Origin of the sequence: Bacillus sp. N447-1 (genome assembly GCF_022701035.1) — a bacterium.
GTDB lineage: Bacteria > Bacillota > Bacilli > Bacillales > Bacillaceae_G > Bacillus_A > Bacillus_A cereus.
Genome location: NZ_CP065509.1, coordinates 875,291 through 900,251 on the forward strand (window position 1 = coordinate 875,291; position 24,961 = coordinate 900,251).

The following is a 24,961-nucleotide window of genomic DNA, read 5'->3' on the forward strand; positions in this document are numbered from 1 at the left end:
GAATACTATTTGATTATTTAGTGGCTATTTTTAATTTAATATCCTTTTAGTTTTGTTATAATACTTTCAGCTTTTTTAAACCTTCAATAATTTGGTCATTGTTTATTGTTTTCTCTGTTGAGTGCACAATATTGTTCCTTAAACTCAAAATATATTTATAGCTTTCCATATCTTTATCATTTAAAATTTTCTTATTAAACAAAATGTTAAATACTTTTGTGATTGGAACATTATCAGAGACATCATTCTCCTTATTAATAATCAGATAAGAAAGTTTTTCAATTTCATTCCACTTCTGAACTAATTTATATTCATTTTCCGGTCCAAGCTCAAAGTACTGTTTTTTCTTATAGATAATTGATCTACATAGAAACCATAAAAATACGCTAATACTGTAGTTAAAACTCCTATACCGGCAAACAGTACACTTATCTTCTGCATAGAATTCTCAACACTTATATTTGTATATATGTACAACCAAATCCCGATTATGGTGTAAAGCATACCCACAAGTTTAATTAGTTTTATTGATCTTTCTCTTTTGGGATTATATTTATTCATATTAAGCGAACGCTTAAACTCTTCATTAAGAATCATGAGATCCCTAGGAAGTATATCCTCTGTTCTTTTTAAATTGTTGTTAACTAGTGCCTTCTCCACTAATAACTTCTTATATTCTTCAGATAGATTATCTAAAATTACTTGAGTACCCTCTTGGAGTTTATTATTATTGTAATCTCTCATTTAGTTGTCCCTCCCAACAAAGGATAAAATTGTGGTAATTATCGCAACAATAGAAGTAGCCCCAAATAACCATAATAAAGTTGTATTTGATGTATTAACTGCCCAAAGAGTCAATACATTCCCACTAATAAAGGTAGTGAGAGCTGCGACTGCTTGGAAAATAATTGCTTTTTTTGAGGTCTTACTTCTGTTATAGGGACTTTTTTGATAAGTTACTGCATCTTTAATTGTTTGCCTTATAATTTCAGGATCATTATTACCGGTTCTATACGCTGCTTCTAATCTCCCTGCTTCCTTAATAATACCGTCGGCATACTTAAGAGTACTTTCTTTAAGTTCTTCCTTTGCCCCATTTGATAGGTATTCTAAACTAGCATCAGGAATTTCAATTCTTAATGGCATTGGCCTACCTCTCTCTGAAAAAAACTATTATGTTACATATAATATTATACTCTATAGGAAATAAGTAGCAATATCGAATTGCTATCTTTATGTTGAAATTCAAAAAATTCCACTAGATTTAAAACGATTCACAAATATAATGGAGAAAACGAGAGGGAAGGATAAAATTATACTTACTTTACCAAGAAAGTATAATTTATATGGAAGCCACAAATTAAAAGATTTTTAAGCTGCTTTAGGATCTAATGTTCAATTTTGTTTTTAATTATAAAATATTGATTTTATAATTAAAAAGCTGAGCATAAGCCTAGTTGTGATAAAATAATGAAAGAAAAAAGGGGGGTAAGAAATGGGTAGAGGTGGTACAGGTACAATTCCAGTAGTTTGTTATAAAAAATTAGCCGATGGATCAGAAGTAGTTATTAAAAGATTTGATAGTGTTGGAGAAGCTAAAGAATGGGCTACAACTAATACAATAATGGGTCATGGTTCAGTTCAATGGACTCTAAATAACAATGCATATATAAAAAAACTTCACTGGGCAACTAATAGAAAGGAATATTCAGAACGTCATTTATATAGATTTTCTAAAATCTTAAATTCGAATATACATAATTGATAAGAGACCGAGCATTAAGCTCGGTCTGCACTCCAATATTCGTCAAATTCAGTACCACCTAAAGTTTTAACTTTCCTTAAAACCTCCAGATAGCGATAAATAGGCCACCCTCCAATATTGATGGGAGCAAAATCTTCTGGTCTTTTAAACACTCTAGTATCATGTCGTTGCATTGCTTGATAGAACGCTTCCCTCTTATTTTCCGCATTACGGATTTCATCATTAATTAACGAACGCAAAGTATAAAGAATGTTGAGGTCTACTTGATAATTGTAGTCCCTCTCACGAATAATTCTGTCCGCTTTCTCCAAATCTGCCTTTGTAATATTTCTTGCGTCGAATCTTTCTTTTTGCACATTTGTCATAATAATAACCTCCAGTAGTATTTTTATTTACACTACTCTTATATCTCGAACATACGTTCTTTAAAGTGATAAATGTGACAGATTTGTGAACAAATAAAAAAAGACCTGATTTCATTCAGGTCAATAATCTTCATCTAAAGGTTCATAATTCCCGCTTTTGTTGAAATATAAGTCGTACATTTTATCAAGAAGTTTCCAACGTTCTCCATTTTCCATCTCTTCAATGAGTCTTAAAATGTCCTCTGCGCTCATGCTCCAACCTCCTTATTTTACATATTAAACCTACATTTCAATTCAACAGCTAGCCTTATAAGGCCTCCTAAGAGCCATTCTGAAGACTTATTTTATAGCCATTCAATTTCTATTGTAGCGTCTTCTCTTGGTCTTGTTGTGTCATGATTCGCTTCTGTATTACTACTGAACCATATCTTCTTTATAAATTTCTTCAAAAATGTATTACATGATTCTGCTTTAAGTTCTTCTAAGTTATCTAGTTTTTTAATAGCATCTTGTAATCTAGCTTGTTCCTCATCTGTATTAGATAAATTCTCGAGTTTAATATCAATGAGCTCCATCTGTTGCTTAACTTGTTTGATTTGTTCTTCGTTTTCATCACGCATCTCATAAAACTCAGCTTTTGAAATTTCTCCATCCATCCGCATTTCTTTAAGATTCCGTTGACGTTTATTAAATCTGTTTATTTGTTTCTCTAAAGACTCTCGTTGAATTAATAGTTTCTTTTCTACCTCTGTCGTATCAAGAGATTTCAGCATTTGCAGTTCTTGTTCAAAAGCTGGCTTCTTTTCTTTAATTTTTTGTAATACAAATTGCTCAATTGGTTCATATTTGTATCCACGATCTCTACATTTATTATTATCAACTTTATAGATACATGATTTAATATAATCAATACCATTTCCATCGCATTGTATGTATCGTTTCCTCTTACAACAGTTACAGTAAATTAAATTTTGGAGCTTTCTTGTCGCTTTTAACTTATTAAAGAAATTGCCAGTCGTATTTTCCTCCAATATTTTTTGGACTTCTAAAAACATTTGCTTACTTACAATTGGTTCATGTGCGTCTTCAACAAACACTTCATCAACGACTCTACCATTTACTTTCCTACCTGCTTTTACAACTCCATAATAAACAACATTTCTTCTCATATTTGAAATGTGCGTCGAAGTTAATACTTTCCCTTGCCTGCTTCTCCATCCAAGTATATCTAACTGCTTCGCAATTTCATTGGCACTAACTCGTTCTAACGTCTTTTGAAAAATAAATCGAATTATTTTAGCTTCATCTTCAACTACTTCTAAACGCTTTTCTTCGTTCTTTTTATAACCTAGAGGGACTCTGTTACTCATTGTCCATTTTCCTTGCTCTGCTGCTGCTAATCGTCCCCTTCCCAATCTTTTACGAATTTGTTTATATTCAAAGTTCGCCATCATTGCTTGGAAAGAGAAAAGCATTTCATTACTTTCCTGTGATAAATCAATTGCACCTTGAGGAGTCAAAATTTTAATGTCGTGGATAATCAACATCTTCTTAATCTCTTCAGCATGAGCATTGTCACGTGAAATTCTGTCTATATCCATTACAAGGAGAGCGTCATAATCATCTAATCTGCTTAACAATAAATTAAGTTCCGGCCGTTCCGTATTTACTCCACTTGAGATTTCTTGATAGATGTCATAAGTCAACTTTTGCTGTTTTGCAAGCTTAGTTAATGCGTTTCGATGGTTCAATAAAATCTCATCTATGTTTAGTTGCTCTTCGTTTCTTGATAAGCGTAAGTATATTGCGGCTAATCCCATTTACTTCACCTCTTAATATATGTATTAGGAATGATAACATAATATCCACCGAGTAAAAATAGAAAATTAACATTTGTGATTTTCCCAACGGTTCCATATAGCGTAATCACGACTATGTCCCCTACGTTGTATTTAGGTTGTTTTTTTCTTGCCATCTCTATCTCTCCTTTTTTTGACGTCGTGATTTTGATATCAGTATATGCAACCTACATAAAAACGCTTATCACAGAAGCTTATATTCATAAATTTTTTCAATAAAAAATATAATCTTATAAAATTTACATTACACTCAAACAAAAGCTAGTAACTAGACTAGCTTTAAATCAACAAATTTCATAATAAAACATACAGAATACTTCACTTTAAATAAAGTAATGTATTCTGTATGTTTTCAAATAGTTTTTATCTATCTTGTATGTATAAATCCCAGGCTTCATCAAATATAGACATACTTTCTAGCATTCCGCTCAACTCTAAGTATGAACTAATTTCATCATAGTCTTCAGATTGCTTCGGAAAACTTAAATCATCATACATCGCCTCTGCTAAATCTGAAATTTCATTTCTAAATAAAGCTGCACGATGCTTCATCATATAATGGTAAAATGTCTTTTTCAAAAATATTCCCTACCTTTCTAACTTGGGTACATTATACAAGGCAAAAAAGAAAAAAACCAGCATAAAAGCTGGTTAAAAGTCGAAATAATTTCTTTTTAATAGACGCGGTCTTCCCATTAATTCTTCATATGTTAGTTGTTTTGGTAAATCTTTCGTGTAAATTAAGAATAATTGATCTTCAATTTCTTTTACTGTATGGTCTGATTGATAGTCCATCCCGCACGAGGAACAAGAAATACATGGTGTCTCTTGGATTTCAATGGCTTTCGTACCATCTGGTAATTCCCAATATACAGTATTCAAGCTTTCTTTCGCTTCTGTACTGTCACACCACATACAATTCATACTGCATCACCCTCAGTTTTTTTGTCGTTTTCTTCTAACTTAGCCATTTGTGCTTGATATTTTTTATCTTTTAATTGATCGCGCTTATCACGTTTATCTTTTAAAGATGCATGAGTATCATTATCTTCGTAGTCTTTACGACGGTTCATACGCTGTAAGTCGTCTGGAACGAGGTTAAATTTCTTATCGCTCATAAGACCTGCGATACCAACATCTGAACGTTTTTCTTCGTAGTTCGGATAAATCTCTTTAAAGTATCCTTCCGCTCTTCCTGGAATATAGCTCTCTGGCTCTGGATACGTCGTAATAACACCTTCAAAGTTACGAAGTACAACTTTATCTGCACTTTGTGAGATTAAATAGTTTGGCTGAAGTGCAATTTTACCGCCTCCACCTGGCGCATCAACAACGAATGTCGGAACAGCATAACCAGATGTGTGTCCACGTAAACCTTCAATAATTTCAAGACCTTTAGATACTGGTGCACGGAAGTGACCGATACCTTCAGATAAGTCACATTGATAAATGTAGTATGGACGTACACGGATTTTTACTAAGTCATGCATAAGTTTTTTCATAATTGGAACGCTGTCGTTAATACCAGCTAAAATTACTGCTTGGTTTCCGACTGGAACACCAGCATTCGCTAACATTTCACATGCCTTTTTCGATTCTTCAGTAATTTCAATAGATGTATTGAAATGTGTATTTAACCATACTGGATGGTATTTTTTAATAATGTTACATAAGTTTTCTGTAATACGTTGTGGGAATACTACTGGTGCTCTCGTTCCGATACGAATAATCTCAACATGCGGAATCTCTCGTAAATTTTTTAATACATATTCTAAAATTTTATCGTTAATTAGAAGTCCGTCACCACCGGAGATTAATACATCTCGTACTTGTGGCGTTTCACGAATATAAGCAATTGCATCATCTAATTGTTTCTTCGGTACACCCATTCCAATTTGTCCACTAAAACGACGACGTGTACAGTAACGACAATACATAGAACATTGATTTGTTACTAAGAATAGTACACGGTCTGGATAGCGATGTGTTAGCCCTGGAACTGGTGAATCTTCGTCTTCGTGAAGTGGGTCTTCTAAATCATATTTTGTTTTATATAACTCTTCCGAAATCGGTACTGATTGCATCCGAATCGGACAGCGTGGATCATCAGGATTCATTAGCCAAGCATAGTACGGTGTAATATTTAACGGGATCGTTTTCGTTGAAATTTTAACGCCCTCTTCTTCTTCAGGTGTTAAGTTAATCACTTTTCTTAAGTCATCTAACGTTTTGATCGTATTCGTTAATTGCCAAACCCAATCATTCCATTGCTCTTCAGTAACATCTTTCCATAATTCGATATCCTTCCAGTGACGATTTGGTTTGTATACATCATGTAACATTGCTATTCCCCCTTTTTATACGCTCATCCTTTATATAAGCAATAGTTATGCCAACTTTACATTGTTGATAAGTAAATGTGCGGAGAACCCTATTACATAAGCGAAAAAATATTTTTAAGCGTTGTATGAAATCAATACTTAACATCATATTCATTACTTTTTATATATGTAAACGCTCTTTTATTCGTGCAAACACACAAAAACCGCCGATTATTCGGCGGTTTTGTCGTACTTGCTCAGTTTATATTGAAGCGTTTGACGAGGGATACCCAACATTTTTGCGGCTTGTAATATATTCCCTTCCGTTTCAATCAACGCTTGATCTATTAATTCTTTTTCTGTTTGATGAAGTGCTTCTCTAAGTGGCATTATACCCTTCTTCTTCGAAAACTTCTCTTTCCGAAATGTACGTGGTAAACAATTGGCTGTTAATGTATTCCCTTCTGCAATAATAACAGCATGTTCAATCGTATGTTTTAACTCCCGTACATTTCCAGGCCACTGATAAGCTTGCAGTCTATCTTTCGCTTCCTCATCAATTTGAAGTACACCTTTTTTATAACTTTTATTATATTCTTTCAAAAAATAAGATGCTAATAATAGTACATCCTCAGTTCTTTCACGAAGCGGTGGGATATATAATGAAAATACGTTTAAGCGATAATATAAATCAGTGCGAATTTTATTCTCTCGTAAACATATTTCTGGAGGCTGGTTCATCGCGGTAATAACACGAACATCTACTTTTCTCGTCTTATTATCACCAATTCTTCTAATGACTCCATCTTCTAACACTCGTAACATTTTTGCCTGCAAATCAAGAGGCATTGAATTCAGTTCATCTAAAAATAATGTCCCACCATCAACAAGTTCAAATAGCCCAGCTCTTTCAATCGCTCCCGTATAGCTTCCTTTTGTCGTTCCAAACAATAAACTTTCTAATAGCGACTCTGGTAAAGCTGCACAGTTTTGTGCAATAAATGGCTTGTTTTTTCTTTTAGAAGCTTCATGAATTGCTTGTACGAACAGTTCTTTTCCTGTTCCTGTTTCACCATATATTAAAACATTCGCGTCTGTTGGTGCTACTTTTTGTGCTAACTCTTTCGTCTGTTTAAACCGCGTATCATTTGTCACTATCGTCTCAAATGCAGCGTGCTTTTTAATCACTTTTTTTCTAGATGATCGCTTTATTTTCGACTGTAAGTCAACAATTGTGTCAGTAAGCTTTTGAATTGTAGAGTAATCCTTTGCAATTTCAACAGCCCCAGCAATATTCCCATCTATAAAAATAGGTAACGTCGTATTTACTGTACAAACATCTTCACCATTTAAATTTTGATAATGTTGTACCTGATGTACGATAGGTTTTTTTGTATCTAGTACTTTCATCAATGTACTCGTTTCCCTTGATAAAGACGGGAACGCTTCTAACAGATGTTTCCCTAACACTTTTTCAATCTTCGATCCATCGTGTTTTGCAGCTACAGAATTATAAAATATTGTAATTCCATTTTCATCTACAGCGTGTATAGCCTCATCAATACTGCCCAAAATCGCTTCAATGACTTCTTGTGTCGAAACTGCTAGCAATGTCATCCCCCCTTTTGCCGAAAATCCAGCAATTACATGCCGAATTTTCGGCACACCTATGTGCGATTGTAAGCATGACGATTCCGTTCTATAATTTTAATCAATTTTATATTTTCATTAGATAACTCGAAACTCTAATTAGTACGGCTTTTTCAAACACCCAGCTCCACCTAACTGTTTTGCTTTACAGCCAAATTTTGAGGCGGAAGTTTTACTGCTTTCGAATAGCTAGAAAGATCTTTCACCCATATATTCATATCTTCCAACTTATCGAAAATGTAGCAATTATTCGCCAGTCTTCCTGTATACGTATAGCCTAATTGATGAAAGGCAGCATTCATTCCGAAAGAAAGCGATCGAGCAATTGTATAGGAGCAGAAAATAGATCTTTCTTGAAGTTCTTCCTCTAATTTAATTAGTAAACTTTTCATAAATCCATGTTTACGGTATTCAGGTAAAGTAGCACAATTCGTTAATTCTGCATTCCCTTCCTTTATGTTCATTTCTGCAGATGCTGTACTAATAATTTTCCCCTCAAATTCATACACGTAGTAAATTGTATCGTCTTCTTTCATCGTCTGTAATACATAACTCGCTTCATTTAAAGGTGTCGGATACACTTCAAATACTTTTCCGAATACAGTTGCTAATTCTTCTGCATCTTCTTCAGTCGCTTTTCTCAGCAAAAATTTCTCTGGAACTACTTTTTCTTTTATTTCTTTTCCTTTTACACCGCTTAATATAGTATCTTCCTCAATCCAATGCATACTATTTCGTCTTTCATCATTATTATATTTCACAAAAAAGTATGCATCGTGTCCTTGAAAATAATGAGGTATCGTTGCTTCCAACAAAAAACCGAAAGAGAGCCATGTTGAAACATGCTCTCCCTTTCCTTTAATAATACATTTAGTGAAAGAATGTTTCTCTGCTAGTTCGTCAATTGTCTGTATAATACTTTCAACATTTCCTGTATAGTGATCTACCCGAATACGCTTATTAAAATAATCTAAAACACCTTCTACTGTATAACAATTCGTCTGTTCTCTAAAAGATTCATAGTATTTCATTTTTTCACCTCACACCAATCTAGTAATGTACATGCAATAATTTTTGCGGCAGCTATCATTTTATCAACTTCTATATATTCGTTTGGATAGTGTGCTACTTTCGTCTCTCCTGGACCAAATACTATTGTTGGTACGTTTGCAATTTGTGTAAATAAACCTCCATCAGTCCCCCACGGAGATGCTTCAATAATTGGTTCGTTCCCTTCGATTTCAACAAAGTTGTGATGAAGTGTCGTAATGAGTTCATGATTCTCTTCTAGTTCACCAGGAACCCATCTCGCTCCAAACCATTCTACTTCTACTGGATTTTCAACAAACCAATTGTCCACATCATTTAATTCAGCAATCCAATTCTCAAACTCTTCTTTTGCCGCCTCTATAGTCTCATTCGGCGCAACACCGCATCTTCCTTCTAAAATTAATTCATCGGGAACAGAACTTGGCCAACTCCCTCCTTCAATTTTCCCAATGTTAATTGGAATTGGAATCGGAATTTCTTTAAATAACGGATCTGTAATTCGACTATTTCTTTTCTCCTCTAGCTTTCTTACATGTTCTATAACAAACATACTTTTTTCAATTGCACTAACCCCTTCATAGCGCGTTCCACCGTGTGCAGCTTTCCCTTTTACACGTAGACGAAACCACATGGAACCTTGTTGTTTCGGGAAAAACTTCATATTAGTAGGCTCCGGAATAATGACACCATCTGCCTTATATCCTCGTAATATAGTTGCTAATGTCCCTGCTCCGCCACTTTCCTCTTCTATTACACTTTGAAAATAGATGTCTCCTTTTAATTCAATGTTAGATTCAATAATCGCTTCCATCGCAAGCATAAGTGCGACATTTCCGCCCTTCATATCCGTCGTTCCACGGCCATATATACGATTTCCGATTTTCTCACCGCTATAAGGATGATGTTCCCACTGATTCACATCCCCTTCTGGAACTACATCAATATGCCCATTCAATATCATAGATTTCCCGTCGCCACTTCCTTTTAAAGTTGCTACAATATTTGGGCTATCTGAAAAACTTGTACGGGGTGATACAAAATAAGGATGATCTTTCATTTTAGAAAAAGAAGGCTCCCATATATCGAGCTCTAAACCTAATTCACGTAATTTTTCAATCACAATTGCCTGCGCACCGCTTTCATCACCAGATACGCTCTTTTCTTGAATTAATCGTTTTAAAAATTTCACACTTTCCTCTTCATGGCTCTCAATATAATCACAAACTTGCTTTTTTAATTGCTCCATATATTACATCTCCCTTCATTCAATTACTAGTAAGTTAGAACTAATTTGAAAATCAGCTTCTGTATGTCGTTTTACATCTTCTACTGTGTATGGGCTCATTAATTCTTGTAATATAAGTCCACTCGGAGTTACCTCCATGACTGCCATATCAGTAATAATTAAATCTACACATTTCTTTGAAGTTAATGGCAATGTACACTCTGAAACAATTTTTGCATTTCCGTACTTATCAACATGATTCATCACAACAACGACCCGCTTCGCTTTTTGTGCTAAATCCATTGCTCCACCAATACCTGGAACACGTTTTCCAGGTACAATCCAGTTTGCTAAATCACCATTTTCACTTACTTGTAATGAACCAAGAATCGTTATGTCTAGCAAACCTTTTCGAATCATCCCAAACGCTGTGCAGCTATCGAAATAACTTGCTCCTGTTATAAGAGAAGTTGGTAAACCTGCTGCATTACACAAATTTTCATCTTCATTCCCTTTACTTGGCGTTGGTCCCATGCCGACGATTCCATTTTCCGCATGAAACATAACATTTATATCTTCAGGCAAATGATTTGGTACAAGCGATGGTATGCCAATACCTAAATTTACAATCATACCATTTTGTATTTCTTTCGCCGCACGCCTAGCAATCTTATCCCTCACTTCTACGCCCATACCCATTTCCAGTTCACTCCTTCCGACGGTACAATATAATTTACGAAAACACCTGGAACGACAATTTCCTCTGGATCTAAACTTCCAAGCGGGACTATTTCTTCTGCTTCTACAATTGTTATATCCCCAGCCATAGCTACATGGGGATTCATATTTCGTGCACTTTTGTCAAATACAAGGTTACCAAACGGATCTGCCTTTTTCGCATATACAATTGAAACTTCAGCAGTTAATGCTGTTTCAACTAAGTAGGTCTTACCATTCATTTCAACTGTTCGTTTTCCCTCTTCCACAATCGTATCAACACCAACATCAACTAAAACACCACCAAGACCAACGCCACCAGCGCGAATACGCTCTGCTAATGTTCCCTGCGGAGAAAACTCAATTTGTAACCTTCCCTCGTTTAGTTGCCTTCCTGCATTTGGATTGGAGCCAATGTGAGAAGTAATTATTGATTTAACTCTTTCATTTGTAACAAGACGACCGATACCTACATCAGGAAATCCAGTGTCATTTCCAATTAAATTTAAATTTGTAACGCCTTTTTCTAAAATTGCCTGTATTAAAGATGGAGGGGATCCAATCCCTCCAAATCCCCCAAACATCAATGTCATATCATCATGGAACAAAGAAATTACTTCCTCAATTTCTTTTAATTTACCGAATGTATTTGTAATAGTTGTCATGCGATACTATGCCCTCCTTTTTGCATCATCTCTTCCACACTTTTAGAGAAAATTGAAAGTAATTCATCTAACTCGGAATATGTAGTTGTCATTGGCGGTGCTACAAGCAGTGCACTATCTTCTTTTCCTGCTTGCCCTGAAACTGCTTGGTATAAAAGCAGACCATTTTTAGCTGCAACTGAAATAAGCTCTGACGCTTTTGTAAACGGTTGCAATTCTACCCCGATTAGCAACCCTTTTCCGCGCACATCAGCAATGATTGTCGATTGTTGCTGAACTTTCTGTAAGCCTTTTATTAAATACTCTCCCTTTTCTGCTGTTTTTTCAGGAAGATTATGTTTCTCCATATATTCAATAACAGCTAAAGCCGTTGCTGCAGACAATGGATTTGCACTTAACGTATGACCGCTCATTACTGAACGTGATCCACGTAATATTGGTTCCATAACACGATCACTTACAACTGTCGCTGCCATCGGTGTATATCCCGCTCCTAACCCTTTACCAAGTGTCATAATATCCGGCTCTACGCCCCAATGCTCCATCGCAAACCATGCTCCAGTACGACCAAGCCCAGTCATTACTTCATCCGCAATAAATAAAATATCGTAATGGTCGCAAATCTCTTTAATGACTTTATAATAGTCTTTCGGCGGAACAACCGCGCCTCCAGCTGCTCCGATAATCGGCTCAGCAATAAAAGCAGCAATATGCTCTGCACCAATTCTTTCAATTGATCTTTCTAGTTCAGTCGCACATGCCAGCTGACAAGTTGGATATACCTTTTGAACAGGACATCTGAAACAATATGGAGCTGGTATAGTCGGATAATCTTCCAAAATAGATACGAAACGTTGTCTACGTAGTGGATGCCCAGACATCGATAAAGCACCCATCGTAATACCGTGATAACTCATCCATCTTGATAAAATTTTATGTTTCCCTTGAATACCTCGCTCTTGAAAATGCTGAATTGCAATTTTCATAGCTGTTTCATTCGCTTCCGTGCCACTATTTACAAAAAAACTCCAGTTCAAATCTCCTACACTTAAATCACTTAACTTCTTCGCTAATTTTTCAGCTGGTTCACTCGTAAACTGTGATCTATAAACGAAAGCAATCTCCTCAGCTTGCTTTTTAATAACGTCTGCAATCTCCTTTACGCCATGCCCAATACCTGCCGTAATTGCTCCTGACGAACCATCAAAATATTTATTGCCATTTTGATCATACAAATAAACACCTTTTCCATGTGAAATCATTGGATACGGCTGACCAACAAGTGGTTTAATTAAGTAATCGCGCATAGCGCTCCCCCATTTCTCCAATTTGTATATATATATGAAGAAAATTGACGTTTCTTTCATAAAAAAGAATCCTCTGCAAAAGCAGTGAATTTATCAAAAAACTATTATAAAATATACAAATGAGTGCTTAAAAATTTTTATAAAACAGAAAATTCAGAACTAAAAAACCGAAGACCAACCCTTTTCTATACGCCCAAATAACCCTCCTTTTTATATGAAATGACTACATCACCAAATGTTTTTATAGCATAATGCCAACTGTCCTTAAATGCCGACATTCTGTACACTTCGACGGAACTCCCGTTAAACTCCTTCCTATTATCCTACTTTAAATTGCATATTTTAAAACAAATTTCGACACCCACCTTACTAATCAATTCAGATTCCTATTCATTATGTAAACTTTTCAGTTTTAAACTATAAAAAAAGAACCGATTAACCACACTAATCAGTTCGTCATGACGCTCTCTTATGGGTTAATACTGTCAATTGCTAAAATAAATAGAAAAATGAAGTTTACAAATTCATCCTACAGCCTATAACACAAAACCTTTTCATAACTTCATTCACAACTACTATCGGGATATCCCTATCCCGAAGTGGCACTCCTTTCCTCAGATTCAAAGTATCTTTCCTTTATAATTTATGTAGGACAATTATCACTTTGTATGTGTATTTGCCTATAATTAAAAAAATCCCTAGTTTTCTAGCGATTTTTGGACATGTATTCAATATGTTAATTGAAATGCACTTTCAATTTGGCATTTATTTTACTTTCGTACAATCATATGTACTGCTTTACTCTGCGAAATTCTCGTAAGCACCAGCACCTCTTTATGAAAACATATTTGTTGTCAATTTTTAATTTTCCCTTTATAAAATCATTTTTTTTGCATAACCGCTTTCTTGCTTTGCATATAGTTTTAATGATGACAAAGGAGGAATGTTCATGTCTCAATCTGAAATCGAAAAATATGGACAAGAAGTTACACAATACGAACAACTCGCACGTTACTATCAGTTTCGTAATCCTAAAAAATATATAGAATTATATATGAAATATTACGATGCACTATCAAAACTTGTACAGGCGTATGAAACAAGAGACTCACAAGAAGCTGCTTTACCGTCACATATAAGAATTTTTCATGCCGATCCAAATATACCAGCGGTTGACATTTTAGTAAACGGACAAAAGGTTATTAAAAATATTTCATTTAAGCAATTCAGCCCTTATTTATCATTAGTGCAAGGTAAATACCGTATAGATATTGTTCCTGTCGGAAATGAAACTCCAATCTTTTCAGCGTTGGTACCAATAATGGGAAATCATACTTATACTCTTGCTGCAATAAATAGTGATAATCACCTACAATTACAGCCTATACTTGATAATACACATTTACCAGCTGGTCAAGCCAAAATACGGTTTGCACATTTCTCTCCAGATACCCCTGTTGTAAACGTAGATTTAAAAGATGGGGATCATTTATTTGAAAATGTACTCTTTAAACAAATAACAGATTTTTTGCAAGTTAGCCCTGGTACAGCAGATATTGAAATTTCACTCGCAGATAATAAAAACGTTTTATTGACTATACCAAAATTCAATGTTGAACCAAATGTTATTTATACAATTTCAATAGTAGGTTATTCAACTAAAGATCCTAAATTAGAAGCCGTTATACTCACAAATTAAAACAGTCTACACCATTCATTTGGTGTAGACTGTTTATTTTTGAAATGCAATTTGAAATTCTGTCCAATCGTTATCTGATCGACACATAATGGATCCATTATGTTTTTCCACAATTTGTTTACATACAAATAATCCAATACCAGTTCCTAACTTTTTAGTAGTTACAAATGGTTCAAAAATCGTTTCTACATTTTCAGCTGGAATCATTGGTCCATTATTTTTTATCACAATTCGAATAGCTTGATCTTCTTCAAATACATCAATGATAATTTTTCGTTCTTCTTTCATTGATTCAAGAGCATCAATTGAATTCATTAATATGTTTAAAAATACTTGTCTCACTTCACTCCGATAACCAACAAGCGGAATTGGATACGGTAAATTCTTTTCAATCAAAACATTCGCATTGACCAAACTCGGATATAAGAATTGTATAATGTCTTGAAACAAGTCATTAAGCCAAAACCGTTCCGATTCATTCCACATTTCTTTTTTCGATACGAGTAAAAATTGCGAAATACGAAAATTTAATTGATCTAATTCATGCGAAATAATATCTAAATACGATAAACTCGGATGATCCGCCTTTAATAATTTAACAAACCCCATAATGGAAGTAAGCGGATTACGAAATTCATGTACAAAACTAGCTGACATTTGCCCTAAAATCGTCAGCCTTTCTTTATGTGTTTCGTTAATATATTGCTGTTTTTCCTCTAAATTCTTCGATATAATTTCCGAGTATTTTAAAACGGTATAATAAATTAATTTGTCAAAACAAGTATGTATTTTTGCCATAATTGGTTTCAATTCACGAGCGCTAACATCTAATTCACACATCGCTTCGAAAAGTTCATTTCTTCCCACGTTTGCGTTATAAACAAAATCTCCAATATTCGCATCTGCTCCAGCACGTTCAATAGCAATTTTCTCACATAACGGTTGAAGATAATTTATATCTTTATCTTCCATAGTAAGTTCGATAATTAACTCTAGTAAATCCTCTCCATTTTGAACTACTTCTAGTTTAAATGGATCTTTTTCGGAAATTATCATTTTGTTTTTCCAGTTCTCTACGAATTGGTGCCTATTGTTTTTCAAGTGTGAACAAAATATTTCTTTAATATCCTTATCGATTGGAAAAACCTCCATTCCCTCCATTTCCATACGACGAATACCCTTTATATTTTGAATATTAACACAAAAATACGATTCGTTAATAGATTTTTGTCACATTTTGTTAATTTCTGTTGATAAAATTATTTTTCTTTCTTATTTAACTAATTGTATACAAATCCCCTTTTTCCTTCACATATTTTCATTATTTCCGTAGTCAAAACGACTTTTTTTTGCATCATTTTTAATTCTTGCGTACAATAGAAAATGAAAGGTGTGAAAAATATGGTAAATAAAAATGTGGAAGATTATCTCCAAGAAGGCATTTACGGCCAAAAGCAAAACAAACCAGAAGAACGTAATATGTATTTAACTACATTACGTGAGCGTGTGGAAATCGCTTTAACAATCGGTCAAGTAATGCAAAGTAATGTATACTCTGAAGTGGCGGGTAGCATGCGCTCTTCTCAATCATTACAACTCCTCCTAAATGGTGGCATTGCTTACCCACATTTATCAAAATACATTAAATTAGCAAACGAAAAAAATGTTCCTTTTACAATTGTTCAAAATAAAGATACAAAAACACCAATCGGTTTAGTATTAACTCATGCTACTGCTATAGATAAAGAACAAATTTATGTAGAAGATACTATTTTCAAACAAGAAATGAAGTAAAAGTTACACTTAATTAAATAGTTACTAGAAGCGTAAAAAACGAGTATGGAATCGTAAACATTTCCTACTCGTTTTTTAGTGCAAGTTTTAAGTTTTTCCACTTTATTTTTTAATACATACTAATTTCATTTCTGTCATTTCTTCTATTGCATATTTAATTCCTTCGCGTCCCGTGCCACTTTCTTTCACACCACCATAAGGCATATGATCTACTCTGAACGTTGGAATATCATTAATCATGACACCACCAACCTCTAGCTCATCAATTGCACGCATTGCTTTAAATAAATTATTTGTAAATACTCCTGCCTGTAAGCCGTAACGCGAATTATTTACTTGCTCAATCGCTTCATCAAATTCCTTAAATGTATTTACTGTCATGAGTGGACCGAATACTTCTTGGCACTGCACAGATACATGATCTGGAACATTTGTTAATACAGTCGGTTCAAAAATTCTTGCATCCTGCTTCTTACCACCACATAAAACAGTTGCTCCTTCCTTAATTGCTTCTTGAACCCACATATCAATTCGCTCTACATCTTTTTTTGAAATTAAAGCTGATACATCCGTTTCCTCAAGCAATGGATCACCAACAACAACTGATTCCATCGCTTTCTTTAGCTTTGAGAGAAATTCATGTATTTTCGTTTCATGTACAAAAACACGTTGTACTGAAATACAAACTTGCCCATTATTAACAAATGCTCCCCATTTTACACGTTCAATTATTTCATCTGTTAACTCTACATCTTCATCAATAATAACAGCAGCATTTGAGCCTAGTTCTAACGTAACTCGTTTTAGCCCAGCCTTTTGTTTTATTCCGATTCCAACTTTTGGACTTCCGGTAAAAGTAATAGAAGCAACGTAATCATTTTTGACGATTGCCTCACCAACCGTGGGGCCAGGGCCAGAAATGATATTTAAAGCTCCATTTGGCAATCCTGCCTCTTCAAATAACTCAACTAATGCATAAGATGATAATGGCGTTTGATCAGCTGGCTTTAATACAACTGTATTTCCGGCAGCGATTGCTGGTCCAACTTTATGCGCTACTAAATTTAATGGGAAATTAAATGGTGTAATAGCCCCTATAACCCCAATCGGCTTTCGGATTGTATATGCAATACGCCCATCTGCACCAGGTGCGGCGTCTAATGGCAATGTCTCACCATATATACGCTTCGCTTCTTCAGCTGCAAATTTGTACGTTTGAACAGTACGATCTACTTCTCCCCTTGCAGCACGTATTGGTTTTGCAGCTTCTTTTGCAATAATCTCTGCAAATTCTTCTCTTCTTTCATCCATTTTTTGTGCAACTTTCTCTAAAATAGTCGCACGATCATATGCAGATAATTTATTCATTTTTGTCATTGCATTTTTTGCAGCAGTAACAGCCTCTTTTACATCTTCTTCCGTTCCTTGTGCAATTTCCGCTAATGTTTCTTCAGAATATGGTGCGTATAATGGTTTATACGTGTTTACAGATTTCCAACTTCCGTTTATATATAAATGCTTTTTCATACTTCTTCTCCTTCCAAATATATGTATACAACAATACTTCACCTGGTGAAAGGTTCAACTTATGTCATTGTATCATAGCCCCTATCCCTCAAAAAACATTATGCTCAAAAAAACTCTGCTATATAGCAGAGTTTACGAGCTAATTTGCTCTTGTAACGAAATTTGTTTTTCATCTTCTAAAATAACAATCGATTCTACTATCTTTGTAACTTCTAATCTTTTTATATAATGTCCATCTAATTCTTTCACACAAAACTTATAATTTTCAATTTCAATGGAATCCTCTTCAGCAATCTCTATATTCTTCGTTAAAATCCAACCACCGATTGTATCAACACCATCATCATCAATCCCTAAACCAAATAACGTATTCACTTCACTAACAAGTACTTTTCCCTCTAGTATCGTCTTCGTTTCACTAACCTTTTGAATTTCTGGCTGCTCATCCGTATCAAACTCATCCTGAATATCTCCAACAATTTCTTCCAAAATATCTTCAACAGTAACAAGTCCAGATGTCCCACCATATTCATCTATCAATATAGCAATATGTGTTCTTTCTTTTTGCATTTTTAAAAACAAATCATGAATTGGAATAGAATCGATAACTAAAATAATTGGTCTCATATATTGCTCTACTGTCTTCTTATTAACAGCTTTATGTTGTACAAACTCAGTAAAAATATCTTTAAAATTCACAAAACCTATTACGTGGTCTTTGTCGCCATCAACAACTGGATACCTTGTATATTTTTCGCGAGACATTTTTTGCAAAGCTTCTTCAGCAGGCATTTCTTTACTTATAATATTCATTTCAGTTCGAGGTACCATTATTTCTTTTGCAATCCGATCATCAAATTCAAAAATTTTATTTACATATTTATATTCAGATTGATTAATCTCACCATTTTTATAACTTTCTGAAACTAACAACCGTAATTCTTCTTCTGAATGAACCTCATCATGCCCCTTCGGCGGTTTCAGCCCTAGCAGCTTCGTAATGATTCGAGCTGAACCATTTAATAGCCAAATGAATGGGAATGCAATACGATAAAAGAAAATTAACGGCTTAGAAACAAGCAAACTCACTTGTTCAGATTTTTGAATTGCAAATGTTTTTGGGGCCAATTCCCCTATTACAACATGTAAAAAAGTAATTAACAAAAATACTAAAGTTACAGCAAAAATGTCTGCTAGTTGAGTAGAGATATTCCAATTTGCAAAAAGCGTATCAAACATTTGCTTTAACGCAGGTTTACCAAACCACCCAATTCCTAAAGCTGTAACAGTAATTCCTAACTGACAAGCAGATAAATATTCGTCTAAGTTTGTAATGACTGTTTTGACCGATGTTGCACGATTATTTCCTTCTGCAATTAAATAGTCAATTCGTGAACTTCTCACTTTAACAATTGCAAATTCTGCTGCAACGAAAAATGCCGTTAAGGCAATTAAAACAATCACTATACTTATACTATATATGTCCAAATACTTTTCCTTACTTACTTTGTAAGCAAGGAAGCCACCTCCTACTTAATTTTATTCAAGTGAAGTAAGCATTCTAATACTCTAACAAAATTCTACATTAGCAACCACCTTTTTATATATTATATGCATACATAAAAAAGATATTTATCATTATGATAATCTAATTCATTTACACTCGTCAAATTATTCTAAATGTTACGATAAGACATTTTTATTTAAAAGAACTATTCTCCTCAACTCAATTTCGTGAAAAAACACTTTCTTTGCCGATTCCACACTTCTTTTGTCGCACTAGAAGGGAACTTACTTCATAGCTCGAAATCATTCAACAGGATATATATAGGGGGGATTATTTTGGAATATAAAACACCATTTATCGCAAAGAAATTAGGTGTTAGCCCAAAGGCTGTTGTCCGGATCGCGCAACAATTAAATCTTACGATAGAGAAAAACAAATATGGCCACTTTATTTTCACACAAGAGGATGTCGATCAAATGTTAGAACACCATCGATTTCAAATAGAGCAATCTCAAAATTCTCAATCTACTCAAAAGGCTTCCTCAAATGAAGTTGAGGAATTAAAAACTCAAGTTAATACAATTGTTCAAAACATATCATTGAATGATTTTGAGCAATTAGCTAATCAATTAAACACTATTACGAGAAGACTTGATCGAATGGAAGAACAAATGCAAGATAAGGCAAATGATGTCGTCACGTACCAACTTTTACAACACCGTCGTGAAATGGAGGAAATGTTAGAGCGAATTCAAAAGTTAGAAGCTGCCCTAACGAAAGAAGAACCCATTTATATTACTCCGGATTCAAAACCAACATATGAACGAGAAAAGAAACCGAAGCGCCGCAAAATGATTTTTAGTATATTTGGATTATAATTTTTAGACCCTTATTAAAATAATAAGGGTCTTTTTTAATGAAGAGTTATATCCTATACAAATATTATTCTCTTTATTATACATATTCACTTCGCTTTATTTCGTTAACATAATATTTTTACTGTATTCTGTAATTAATGCCTGTGCATGAGCATTCCCTTGAATCACATCACGAAATTCTTTTAAAGAATACAAATGCGTAACCCCTTTTCGAGCATGAATTCTTACTGGTACACCTTGTAAAGTATCATGAAACTGAAAAGGATTATCTATTGGTTCAATTGGAAAACCAAGTGTAAGTAAATACATATACATTCTTTTTGTTACTGCTGCAATGTACCATTCAGCTTTTGTTTCTAACGCATGTATAAATAAAATAGCTGTTAGCCTTTTGAAATGTCCTCTTCCACGGGACGTTTTCGAAATACTTAACTTGCCTATTTCATATACATTCTTCAAATCTTTTACTAAATCATTTTTAGAAAACGGATAGAAAAACTCAGAATTCGATTGTTCAGGTACCGTATACTTAATACATTCTACTGTACCAATAGGATGTTCATCTTCTATTAATAAAAATCGTGATGGATTTAAATTACGTTCTACGAACATTAAGTTTCTTTCTTCACAAAAATCTCCCCATAGTTGCTCGAACCCAAAATGTTCTTCCTTTGTTTGAACACGCTGGAACATATTTAACCGCCTTTCCCATCGCCGCTCTGTTTTTTTGATAACGCTTTCACTATCTATCATATAAGAACAAATCTTCGTATGCAACTAAAAATATTTATGACTTATTATATTCTGCAAAATGAATTAGATTCCAATTTAATCGACTTTTATCCCGCGCTCACATTCCTTTTAATAACACATTTGTAGCACTTTTCAAATCTAAATTACACTACGTTTCTTTCCATACAGCATATAATTCTTCTTAATCTAAAGAAATCCTTTATGAAAAAGGATTTCTTTTACTTCTTAATGCTTTTTAGCCATTTTTCAAAAATTTGTACCATCCCATGTTTTCCAGCTAATTTCTCTTCCCCTTGTTTCGTCTTATATGGATATAACTGCAAGAAAACACCGCATCCAGACTCAATTTTTTTACTATGCATATGGCTTCCTGGATATACACAAATGACTTCATAAATTGACCTTCGATAATAGACTCGCTTTCCATCCTGTTCTTCTACATACTTTATAGACCAGTACTTATACATTTGCTCAGTTGCTTTCGTATTTCCGACGTGCTGAAAAATATTGTACATTGGACTATACTTCACTTCAATAATAATAGAAGATTTATACACGTATTTCCCATCTTCTTTTACATAACAGTCTAAGCGAATATCTGGCTTCTTCGTATCCTCACCATTGTAAAAATTACTACCTTTACTTAATGCAATAAGAGGATGTGTTTCAATTAAGTCATTAAATGCGACATGCACCTTTATATCATCTCGTTCTAAAACTACTGTCGTTCCATCTTGTAATCCATCTACATAAAAATGTTCTTGTATTTGTTCACGGATGGAGTTTCTAGCCTCAAAACCAATTTGCTCTAAAAGTAAAATAACGATAAAAAAAGCGTAATATTCATACACTAAAAACGTTGGCTTATAAACAAATAATAATGATGGAGATTGATCCGTATATTGCGGGAGTACTTCTAAATGATGTAGTAATTGTTGATGTGGTATCGATAAATCATGTAAGTTCATGTTACTTGTTTCAGTAACTTCCCTCCAAAATGAAGAGTGCATTAACATTTGAAAGTATTGTACATTTTCATGCACAATATGCGCCAATATTTTATATTCTTGTATTTTCATTGAGCTCTTTCGTAAATCGGCTTCTTTTAGTAAATGTATATTTTTATATTTTTGCTTCTCTCTATCGGTTACTGATCCATTACGCTCAATTGTTTGTATAATCGTTTTTACAGCTTGAAACTCTTCTGATTTTTTCTTTTTTTCTCTTTCTAATATTTCAATTGTTTGACGTAAAAAACTTTTAGCTTCAATTAAATAATGATAAAATTGCATCGCTTTATATTTAAGAAATGCATTTTCCTTACTATTTTTTTGTTCCATAAACTTACGATTATAATGTTTGGCATAAGGTTTTCGTTCTGCCACTATAGTTCCTTTTCTTGTTGGCTTTCGCTCTTTTCCTTCCCATTTATATTCATTTATAAATTTTGAGCTTGATTCTATTTTCTTAAAGATTTGCTTTATCATTTTCATTTTTTGCGGTAACTTTCTAAGTAACACTAAATAAGAAGAATCCTCAATATCGCTAAGTGCAGAGAAGGTTTTTTTATAGTAACCTCTATCCAAAATCAACTCATTTAAAATTGACTTCACATAGTCTTGAATCATTTCAAATTGATCATCAAAAAAGTTTTTCGGTACGATTTGAAATGCGCCATAATACGTTGTATCTTCTATACGCACTTCAAAATGGTATAGACCACAGCGCCATGGATAAAAGAATTCTGTTTTCCCGTGTTCATATATTAATACTCTTTGTTTTTTTTCATTTATTTCATATTGAGCCTCTTTTATATTTTTCTGTCCCTCATATACTTTATTCCATATAAAAGTAATATTCATTGGGATTTCATAATTGTACTGCAATCTTATTGGTTTTAATTCTTGTACTTTATAAATACATTGAACTAATGCTGTAGTAGATGTACAAAGACGATTTAATAAAATATAATCTCCTTTCCCCTCATTTCCAATGATTAACTTTAATACAAAAGGGAGCGTTTCATTCGTATCAACGATTTTTGTTTCATAACGCCCTTCATTTTGCATATCCATACAACTCCAGTTCTCTACGTTTTTCTCGTATATATGCTAAAGAGTGTTCAAATGTAGATACTCTGTTTGCAAGTGTAGATTGCAAAAGAGGTACTAAGGTCGCCCCCCTTTTTGCTTCTTCAGAAAGTAAAGGCCCAACCATCATTTCGGTCCCTCTGATTTTCGTCAATACACGCTGCTTTATTTGTAAATCAAACCCCTCTTCTCTACTAATCATATAGGTATGGTTATTTTGAAACGGTATGTTTTGCAAATAAGTCGCAATTGCATTTGCACATCGGAAAGAAATTCCCTTAGACGCGTCATGTGATGACAATACGACATGCAACTTATCTAATAGCTCTAATTCTTCTTCAGAAAACACTTCAATCATCGCTTTATTTCTCATCCAATTTATCCGAAATTCTCCCGCCGTTACTTTCAAAGGTGGATGTAATACGACTTTCCCCTGTTCCATGCCCATCTCACAAAACGGAATTTTCTGTAACGTTATTAGGTTCGTTCGGTCTAATAATCGATCAGAGAGCTCTTTCGTTGTTTCATCAAAATTTACAGTACCTACAAATATAATATTTTCTCCAATTTCAATTGTTGATGGAATTGAATTCTCTATGTCCTGTACACCCTCATACAAGTTTAAAATACGATTTTTTGTTTCAAGTTCAAGAACAGATAGAAACGGAGTAAACCAATGCTCAATATGAGACATGTTCATTTCATCAAAAACGATTATATACAGTTGATTTGGATTTTCTTTCGCCTTCATTAACGTCCTAACTAACTTCGCTTCAGATTCAATAAAAGTACCATTTGGATGAAGGTAACCAAGTAAATCATGTGGTTCTTGATACGATGGCGAGATTGGAATCCAAACCAACTCTTCCCCATACTGTAACCCTAATGCTTCTGCATAAGTTTGCACAAAACGTGATTTCCCAACGCCCGGTATACCACCAAGAATCGTTAACATATTTGTTTTTACACTTATATGGAAATTATAAATATCCGTTTCATCCAAATATAACCCTTTATTATGCACCATACTTTGTACATACTGTAAAAAGGACGATTCACGCTCATCCCATTCCCATTCATCTTTTTGTATTTTTATATCCTCTACTTCAACTAGCTTACCTTCTTCATGCATTCGTTTTTTTAATTGCTCATATACATAATCACTTACAAAATATAATTGATCTTCTACCGCTATTTCTACATACTTCGTCCAGTCACTGCAGTTTATATATTTACATTCACGTTTCTGTTCAAAATAGGCGATTGAGCTAATTGATGACTTTAGGGATATGTTTCCGTACAGTCTTCCATCGTGCCACAATAATTCGGGAGGCTCAAAGTCTTTCGGAAATTTTGGCATAAGAAATGATAAATAACCGTTGCTAAGTTTTCGCTCTAAAGATTCTCTTTTTTTATGATTTGTAACTTTAGGTGCCGGAATCATTTTATAGCTGCTTGCTATTTCTTTCGGTTCTTCTGTACATATTAACTCCACGTATACATTTCCTCTTTCATAATAAAGACGAAACATTACTAATTGCTTTTCTAATTTCCTCTTCTTTAATTCCGAAAAGATTTTTTCATTCTTTTTATTGCTACATAACCCTTCAAATACATATGGTTCATTTGTAAATTGTTCCTGTAAAGTGAATGGTATTGGCGATAAGCAGTGTACAAAGAAATTCTCTCCACTCTTCTCTTTCTCAGCTTTTGTAAATTTCCCTAAAAATCTCATATAGTACATTCGTTTTATAAAACTTGGCTGAAGAGCTTTATGTAATTTCACCTT

At 34.0% G+C, this 24,961-nt stretch carries 25 protein-coding genes; 4 read left to right on the forward strand and 21 right to left on the reverse strand.

The genetic code is table 11. From position 1 onward, the window contains the following. Positions 1 to 300: 300 nt before the first annotated feature. Together IQ781_RS04325 and IQ781_RS04330 are read right to left on the reverse strand one after the other, a co-directional pair. A complete protein-coding gene (locus tag IQ781_RS04325) occupies positions 301 to 744 on the reverse strand; it encodes a hypothetical protein (protein WP_242808238.1) in 444 nt (147 codons plus the stop codon). Further along, positions 745 to 1,146, reverse strand: coding sequence for a hypothetical protein (locus IQ781_RS04330; RefSeq protein ID WP_242808239.1), 402 nt, complete (start codon positions 1,144 to 1,146; stop codon positions 745 to 747). A gap of 349 nt (positions 1,147 to 1,495) precedes the next feature. Between IQ781_RS04330 and IQ781_RS04335 the strand changes: the two genes are divergently transcribed. After that, positions 1,496 to 1,765, forward strand: a complete 270-nt coding sequence (locus tag IQ781_RS04335) for a hypothetical protein (RefSeq protein WP_242808240.1) — start codon at positions 1,496 to 1,498, stop codon at positions 1,763 to 1,765. A gap of 14 nt (positions 1,766 to 1,779) precedes the next feature. On the opposite strand, the gene IQ781_RS04340 is transcribed toward IQ781_RS04335, so the two are convergent. The 13 genes from IQ781_RS04340 to IQ781_RS04395 all read right to left on the reverse strand — a co-directional run bounded on the left by IQ781_RS04340 (position 1,780) and on the right by IQ781_RS04395 (position 12,924). Continuing rightward, positions 1,780 to 2,130, reverse strand: a complete 351-nt coding sequence (locus tag IQ781_RS04340; protein ID WP_242808241.1) for a hypothetical protein — start codon at positions 2,128 to 2,130, stop codon at positions 1,780 to 1,782. Positions 2,131 to 2,250: 120 nt separating this feature from the next. Beyond that, positions 2,251 to 2,382: a hypothetical protein gene (locus IQ781_RS28145; protein ID WP_255289642.1), complete on the reverse strand. Its 132-nt coding sequence runs from the start codon at positions 2,380 to 2,382 to the stop codon at positions 2,251 to 2,253. 92 nt (positions 2,383 to 2,474) lie between these two features. Then, entirely contained in the window at positions 2,475 to 3,950 is a 1,476-nt protein-coding gene (locus tag IQ781_RS04345) for a recombinase family protein (RefSeq protein WP_242808242.1), read from the reverse strand. Positions 3,951 to 3,955: 5 nt separating this feature from the next. Then, positions 3,956 to 4,105: a hypothetical protein gene (locus tag IQ781_RS04350; protein WP_165362287.1), complete on the reverse strand. Its 150-nt coding sequence runs from the start codon at positions 4,103 to 4,105 to the stop codon at positions 3,956 to 3,958. Between the two features lie 247 nt (positions 4,106 to 4,352). Continuing rightward, positions 4,353 to 4,568, reverse strand: a complete 216-nt coding sequence (locus IQ781_RS04355; RefSeq protein ID WP_000750717.1) for a YozE family protein — start codon at positions 4,566 to 4,568, stop codon at positions 4,353 to 4,355. A 72-nt stretch (positions 4,569 to 4,640) separates the two neighbouring features. After that, entirely contained in the window at positions 4,641 to 4,913 is a 273-nt protein-coding gene (locus tag IQ781_RS04360) for a YokU family protein (protein ID WP_000995763.1), read from the reverse strand. After that, a complete protein-coding gene (gene kamA, locus IQ781_RS04365; RefSeq protein WP_000902142.1) occupies positions 4,910 to 6,331 on the reverse strand; it encodes a lysine 2,3-aminomutase in 1,422 nt (473 codons plus the stop codon). The genes IQ781_RS04360 and kamA overlap by 4 nt, the downstream gene beginning before the upstream one ends. Before the next feature lie 210 nt (positions 6,332 to 6,541). Further along, positions 6,542 to 7,927: an arginine utilization transcriptional regulator RocR gene (gene rocR, locus IQ781_RS04370; protein ID WP_011110073.1), complete on the reverse strand. Its 1,386-nt coding sequence runs from the start codon at positions 7,925 to 7,927 to the stop codon at positions 6,542 to 6,544. 164 nt (positions 7,928 to 8,091) lie between these two features. Continuing rightward, complete coding sequence (ablB, locus tag IQ781_RS04375) at positions 8,092 to 8,991, reverse strand: putative beta-lysine N-acetyltransferase (protein ID WP_000878594.1); 900 nt, start codon at positions 8,989 to 8,991, stop codon at positions 8,092 to 8,094. Then, entirely contained in the window at positions 8,988 to 10,256 is a 1,269-nt protein-coding gene (locus IQ781_RS04380; RefSeq protein WP_000436698.1) for a peptidase, read from the reverse strand. The genes ablB and IQ781_RS04380 overlap by 4 nt, the downstream gene beginning before the upstream one ends. A gap of 15 nt (positions 10,257 to 10,271) precedes the next feature. Beyond that, on the reverse strand, positions 10,272 to 10,934 hold the full coding sequence (locus IQ781_RS04385) for a CoA transferase subunit B (protein ID WP_000525293.1): 663 nt from the start codon (positions 10,932 to 10,934) through the stop codon (positions 10,272 to 10,274). Beyond that, positions 10,919 to 11,617, reverse strand: coding sequence for an acetate CoA-transferase subunit alpha (gene atoD / locus IQ781_RS04390; RefSeq protein WP_000208102.1), 699 nt, complete (start codon positions 11,615 to 11,617; stop codon positions 10,919 to 10,921). The genes IQ781_RS04385 and atoD overlap by 16 nt, the downstream gene beginning before the upstream one ends. Then, the gene (locus IQ781_RS04395) at positions 11,614 to 12,924 is read right to left on the reverse strand and encodes an aspartate aminotransferase family protein (protein ID WP_001205882.1); all 1,311 of its coding nucleotides are present in this window, start codon (positions 12,922 to 12,924) and stop codon (positions 11,614 to 11,616) included. The genes atoD and IQ781_RS04395 overlap by 4 nt, the downstream gene beginning before the upstream one ends. 949 nt (positions 12,925 to 13,873) lie before the next feature. On the opposite strand from IQ781_RS04395, the gene IQ781_RS04400 reads away from it, so the two are divergent. Next, positions 13,874 to 14,623, forward strand: a complete 750-nt coding sequence (locus tag IQ781_RS04400; protein WP_000083284.1) for a DUF4397 domain-containing protein — start codon at positions 13,874 to 13,876, stop codon at positions 14,621 to 14,623. Between the two features lie 33 nt (positions 14,624 to 14,656). Here IQ781_RS04400 and IQ781_RS04405 read toward each other — a convergent pair whose 3' ends face one another. After that, positions 14,657 to 15,790: a BA2291 family sporulation histidine kinase gene (locus tag IQ781_RS04405; RefSeq protein WP_000425086.1), complete on the reverse strand. Its 1,134-nt coding sequence runs from the start codon at positions 15,788 to 15,790 to the stop codon at positions 14,657 to 14,659. 234 nt (positions 15,791 to 16,024) lie between these two features. Here IQ781_RS04405 and IQ781_RS04410 point away from each other — a divergent pair, with 234 nt between their 5' ends. Continuing rightward, the gene (locus tag IQ781_RS04410) at positions 16,025 to 16,417 is read left to right on the forward strand and encodes a YueI family protein (protein ID WP_000247558.1); all 393 of its coding nucleotides are present in this window, start codon (positions 16,025 to 16,027) and stop codon (positions 16,415 to 16,417) included. Between the two features lie 102 nt (positions 16,418 to 16,519). On the opposite strand, the gene IQ781_RS04415 is transcribed toward IQ781_RS04410, so the two are convergent. Beyond that, entirely contained in the window at positions 16,520 to 17,944 is a 1,425-nt protein-coding gene (locus IQ781_RS04415) for an aldehyde dehydrogenase family protein (RefSeq protein ID WP_065382285.1), read from the reverse strand. Between the two features lie 132 nt (positions 17,945 to 18,076). Next, entirely contained in the window at positions 18,077 to 19,432 is a 1,356-nt protein-coding gene (locus tag IQ781_RS04420) for a hemolysin family protein (protein ID WP_000356252.1), read from the reverse strand. A gap of 354 nt (positions 19,433 to 19,786) precedes the next feature. Here IQ781_RS04420 and racA point away from each other — a divergent pair, with 354 nt between their 5' ends. Beyond that, positions 19,787 to 20,329, forward strand: coding sequence for a chromosome-anchoring protein RacA (gene racA / locus IQ781_RS04425; protein WP_139846921.1), 543 nt, complete (start codon positions 19,787 to 19,789; stop codon positions 20,327 to 20,329). Positions 20,330 to 20,425: 96 nt separating this feature from the next. Here racA and IQ781_RS04430 read toward each other — a convergent pair whose 3' ends face one another. From IQ781_RS04430 to IQ781_RS04440, 3 genes are all read right to left on the reverse strand, one after another. After that, positions 20,426 to 21,022 carry a hypothetical protein gene (locus tag IQ781_RS04430; RefSeq protein ID WP_000487796.1) on the reverse strand — a complete coding sequence of 199 codons (597 nt, stop codon included), beginning with the start codon at positions 21,020 to 21,022 and terminating at the stop codon, positions 20,426 to 20,428. Between the two features lie 278 nt (positions 21,023 to 21,300). Then, positions 21,301 to 23,151, reverse strand: a complete 1,851-nt coding sequence (locus IQ781_RS04435; protein ID WP_063536284.1) for a hypothetical protein — start codon at positions 23,149 to 23,151, stop codon at positions 21,301 to 21,303. Then, the gene (locus IQ781_RS04440) at positions 23,141 to 24,958 is read right to left on the reverse strand and encodes an AAA family ATPase (RefSeq protein WP_000766187.1); all 1,818 of its coding nucleotides are present in this window, start codon (positions 24,956 to 24,958) and stop codon (positions 23,141 to 23,143) included. The genes IQ781_RS04435 and IQ781_RS04440 overlap by 11 nt, the downstream gene beginning before the upstream one ends. Positions 24,959 to 24,961 lie beyond the last annotated feature (3 nt).

Bases quoted from the DNA above. Each gene is read 5' to 3' on its own strand.
- rocR (WP_011110073.1), bottom strand. From the start codon at position 7,927: ATGACATTGCTAGCAGTTTCGACACAAGAAGTCATTGAAGCGATTTTG.
- IQ781_RS04435 (WP_063536284.1), bottom strand. From the start codon at position 23,151: ATGCAAAATGAAGGGCGTTATGAAACAAAAATCGTTGATACGAATGAA.
- IQ781_RS04410 (WP_000247558.1), top strand. From the start codon at position 16,025: ATGGTAAATAAAAATGTGGAAGATTATCTCCAAGAAGGCATTTACGGC.
- ablB (WP_000878594.1), bottom strand. From the start codon at position 8,991: ATGAAATACTATGAATCTTTTAGAGAACAGACGAATTGTTATACAGTA.
- IQ781_RS04340 (WP_242808241.1), bottom strand. From the start codon at position 2,130: ATGACAAATGTGCAAAAAGAAAGATTCGACGCAAGAAATATTACAAAG.
- IQ781_RS04385 (WP_000525293.1), bottom strand. From the start codon at position 10,934: ATGGGTATGGGCGTAGAAGTGAGGGATAAGATTGCTAGGCGTGCGGCG.
- IQ781_RS04415 (WP_065382285.1), bottom strand. From the start codon at position 17,944: ATGAAAAAGCATTTATATATAAACGGAAGTTGGAAATCTGTAAACACG.
- IQ781_RS04330 (WP_242808239.1), bottom strand. From the start codon at position 1,146: ATGCCATTAAGAATTGAAATTCCTGATGCTAGTTTAGAATACCTATCA.
- IQ781_RS04405 (WP_000425086.1), bottom strand. From the start codon at position 15,790: ATGGAAATGGAGGGAATGGAGGTTTTTCCAATCGATAAGGATATTAAA.
- IQ781_RS04430 (WP_000487796.1), bottom strand. From the start codon at position 21,022: ATGTTCCAGCGTGTTCAAACAAAGGAAGAACATTTTGGGTTCGAGCAA.
- kamA (WP_000902142.1), bottom strand. From the start codon at position 6,331: ATGTTACATGATGTATACAAACCAAATCGTCACTGGAAGGATATCGAA.
- IQ781_RS04380 (WP_000436698.1), bottom strand. From the start codon at position 10,256: ATGGAGCAATTAAAAAAGCAAGTTTGTGATTATATTGAGAGCCATGAA.
- IQ781_RS04325 (WP_242808238.1), bottom strand. From the start codon at position 744: ATGAGAGATTACAATAATAATAAACTCCAAGAGGGTACTCAAGTAATT.
- IQ781_RS04360 (WP_000995763.1), bottom strand. From the start codon at position 4,913: ATGAATTGTATGTGGTGTGACAGTACAGAAGCGAAAGAAAGCTTGAAT.
- IQ781_RS04350 (WP_165362287.1), bottom strand. From the start codon at position 4,105: ATGGCAAGAAAAAAACAACCTAAATACAACGTAGGGGACATAGTCGTG.
- IQ781_RS04395 (WP_001205882.1), bottom strand. From the start codon at position 12,924: ATGCGCGATTACTTAATTAAACCACTTGTTGGTCAGCCGTATCCAATG.
- atoD (WP_000208102.1), bottom strand. From the start codon at position 11,617: ATGACAACTATTACAAATACATTCGGTAAATTAAAAGAAATTGAGGAA.
- IQ781_RS28145 (WP_255289642.1), bottom strand. From the start codon at position 2,382: ATGAGCGCAGAGGACATTTTAAGACTCATTGAAGAGATGGAAAATGGA.
- IQ781_RS04400 (WP_000083284.1), top strand. From the start codon at position 13,874: ATGTCTCAATCTGAAATCGAAAAATATGGACAAGAAGTTACACAATAC.
- IQ781_RS04345 (WP_242808242.1), bottom strand. From the start codon at position 3,950: ATGGGATTAGCCGCAATATACTTACGCTTATCAAGAAACGAAGAGCAA.
- IQ781_RS04335 (WP_242808240.1), top strand. From the start codon at position 1,496: ATGGGTAGAGGTGGTACAGGTACAATTCCAGTAGTTTGTTATAAAAAA.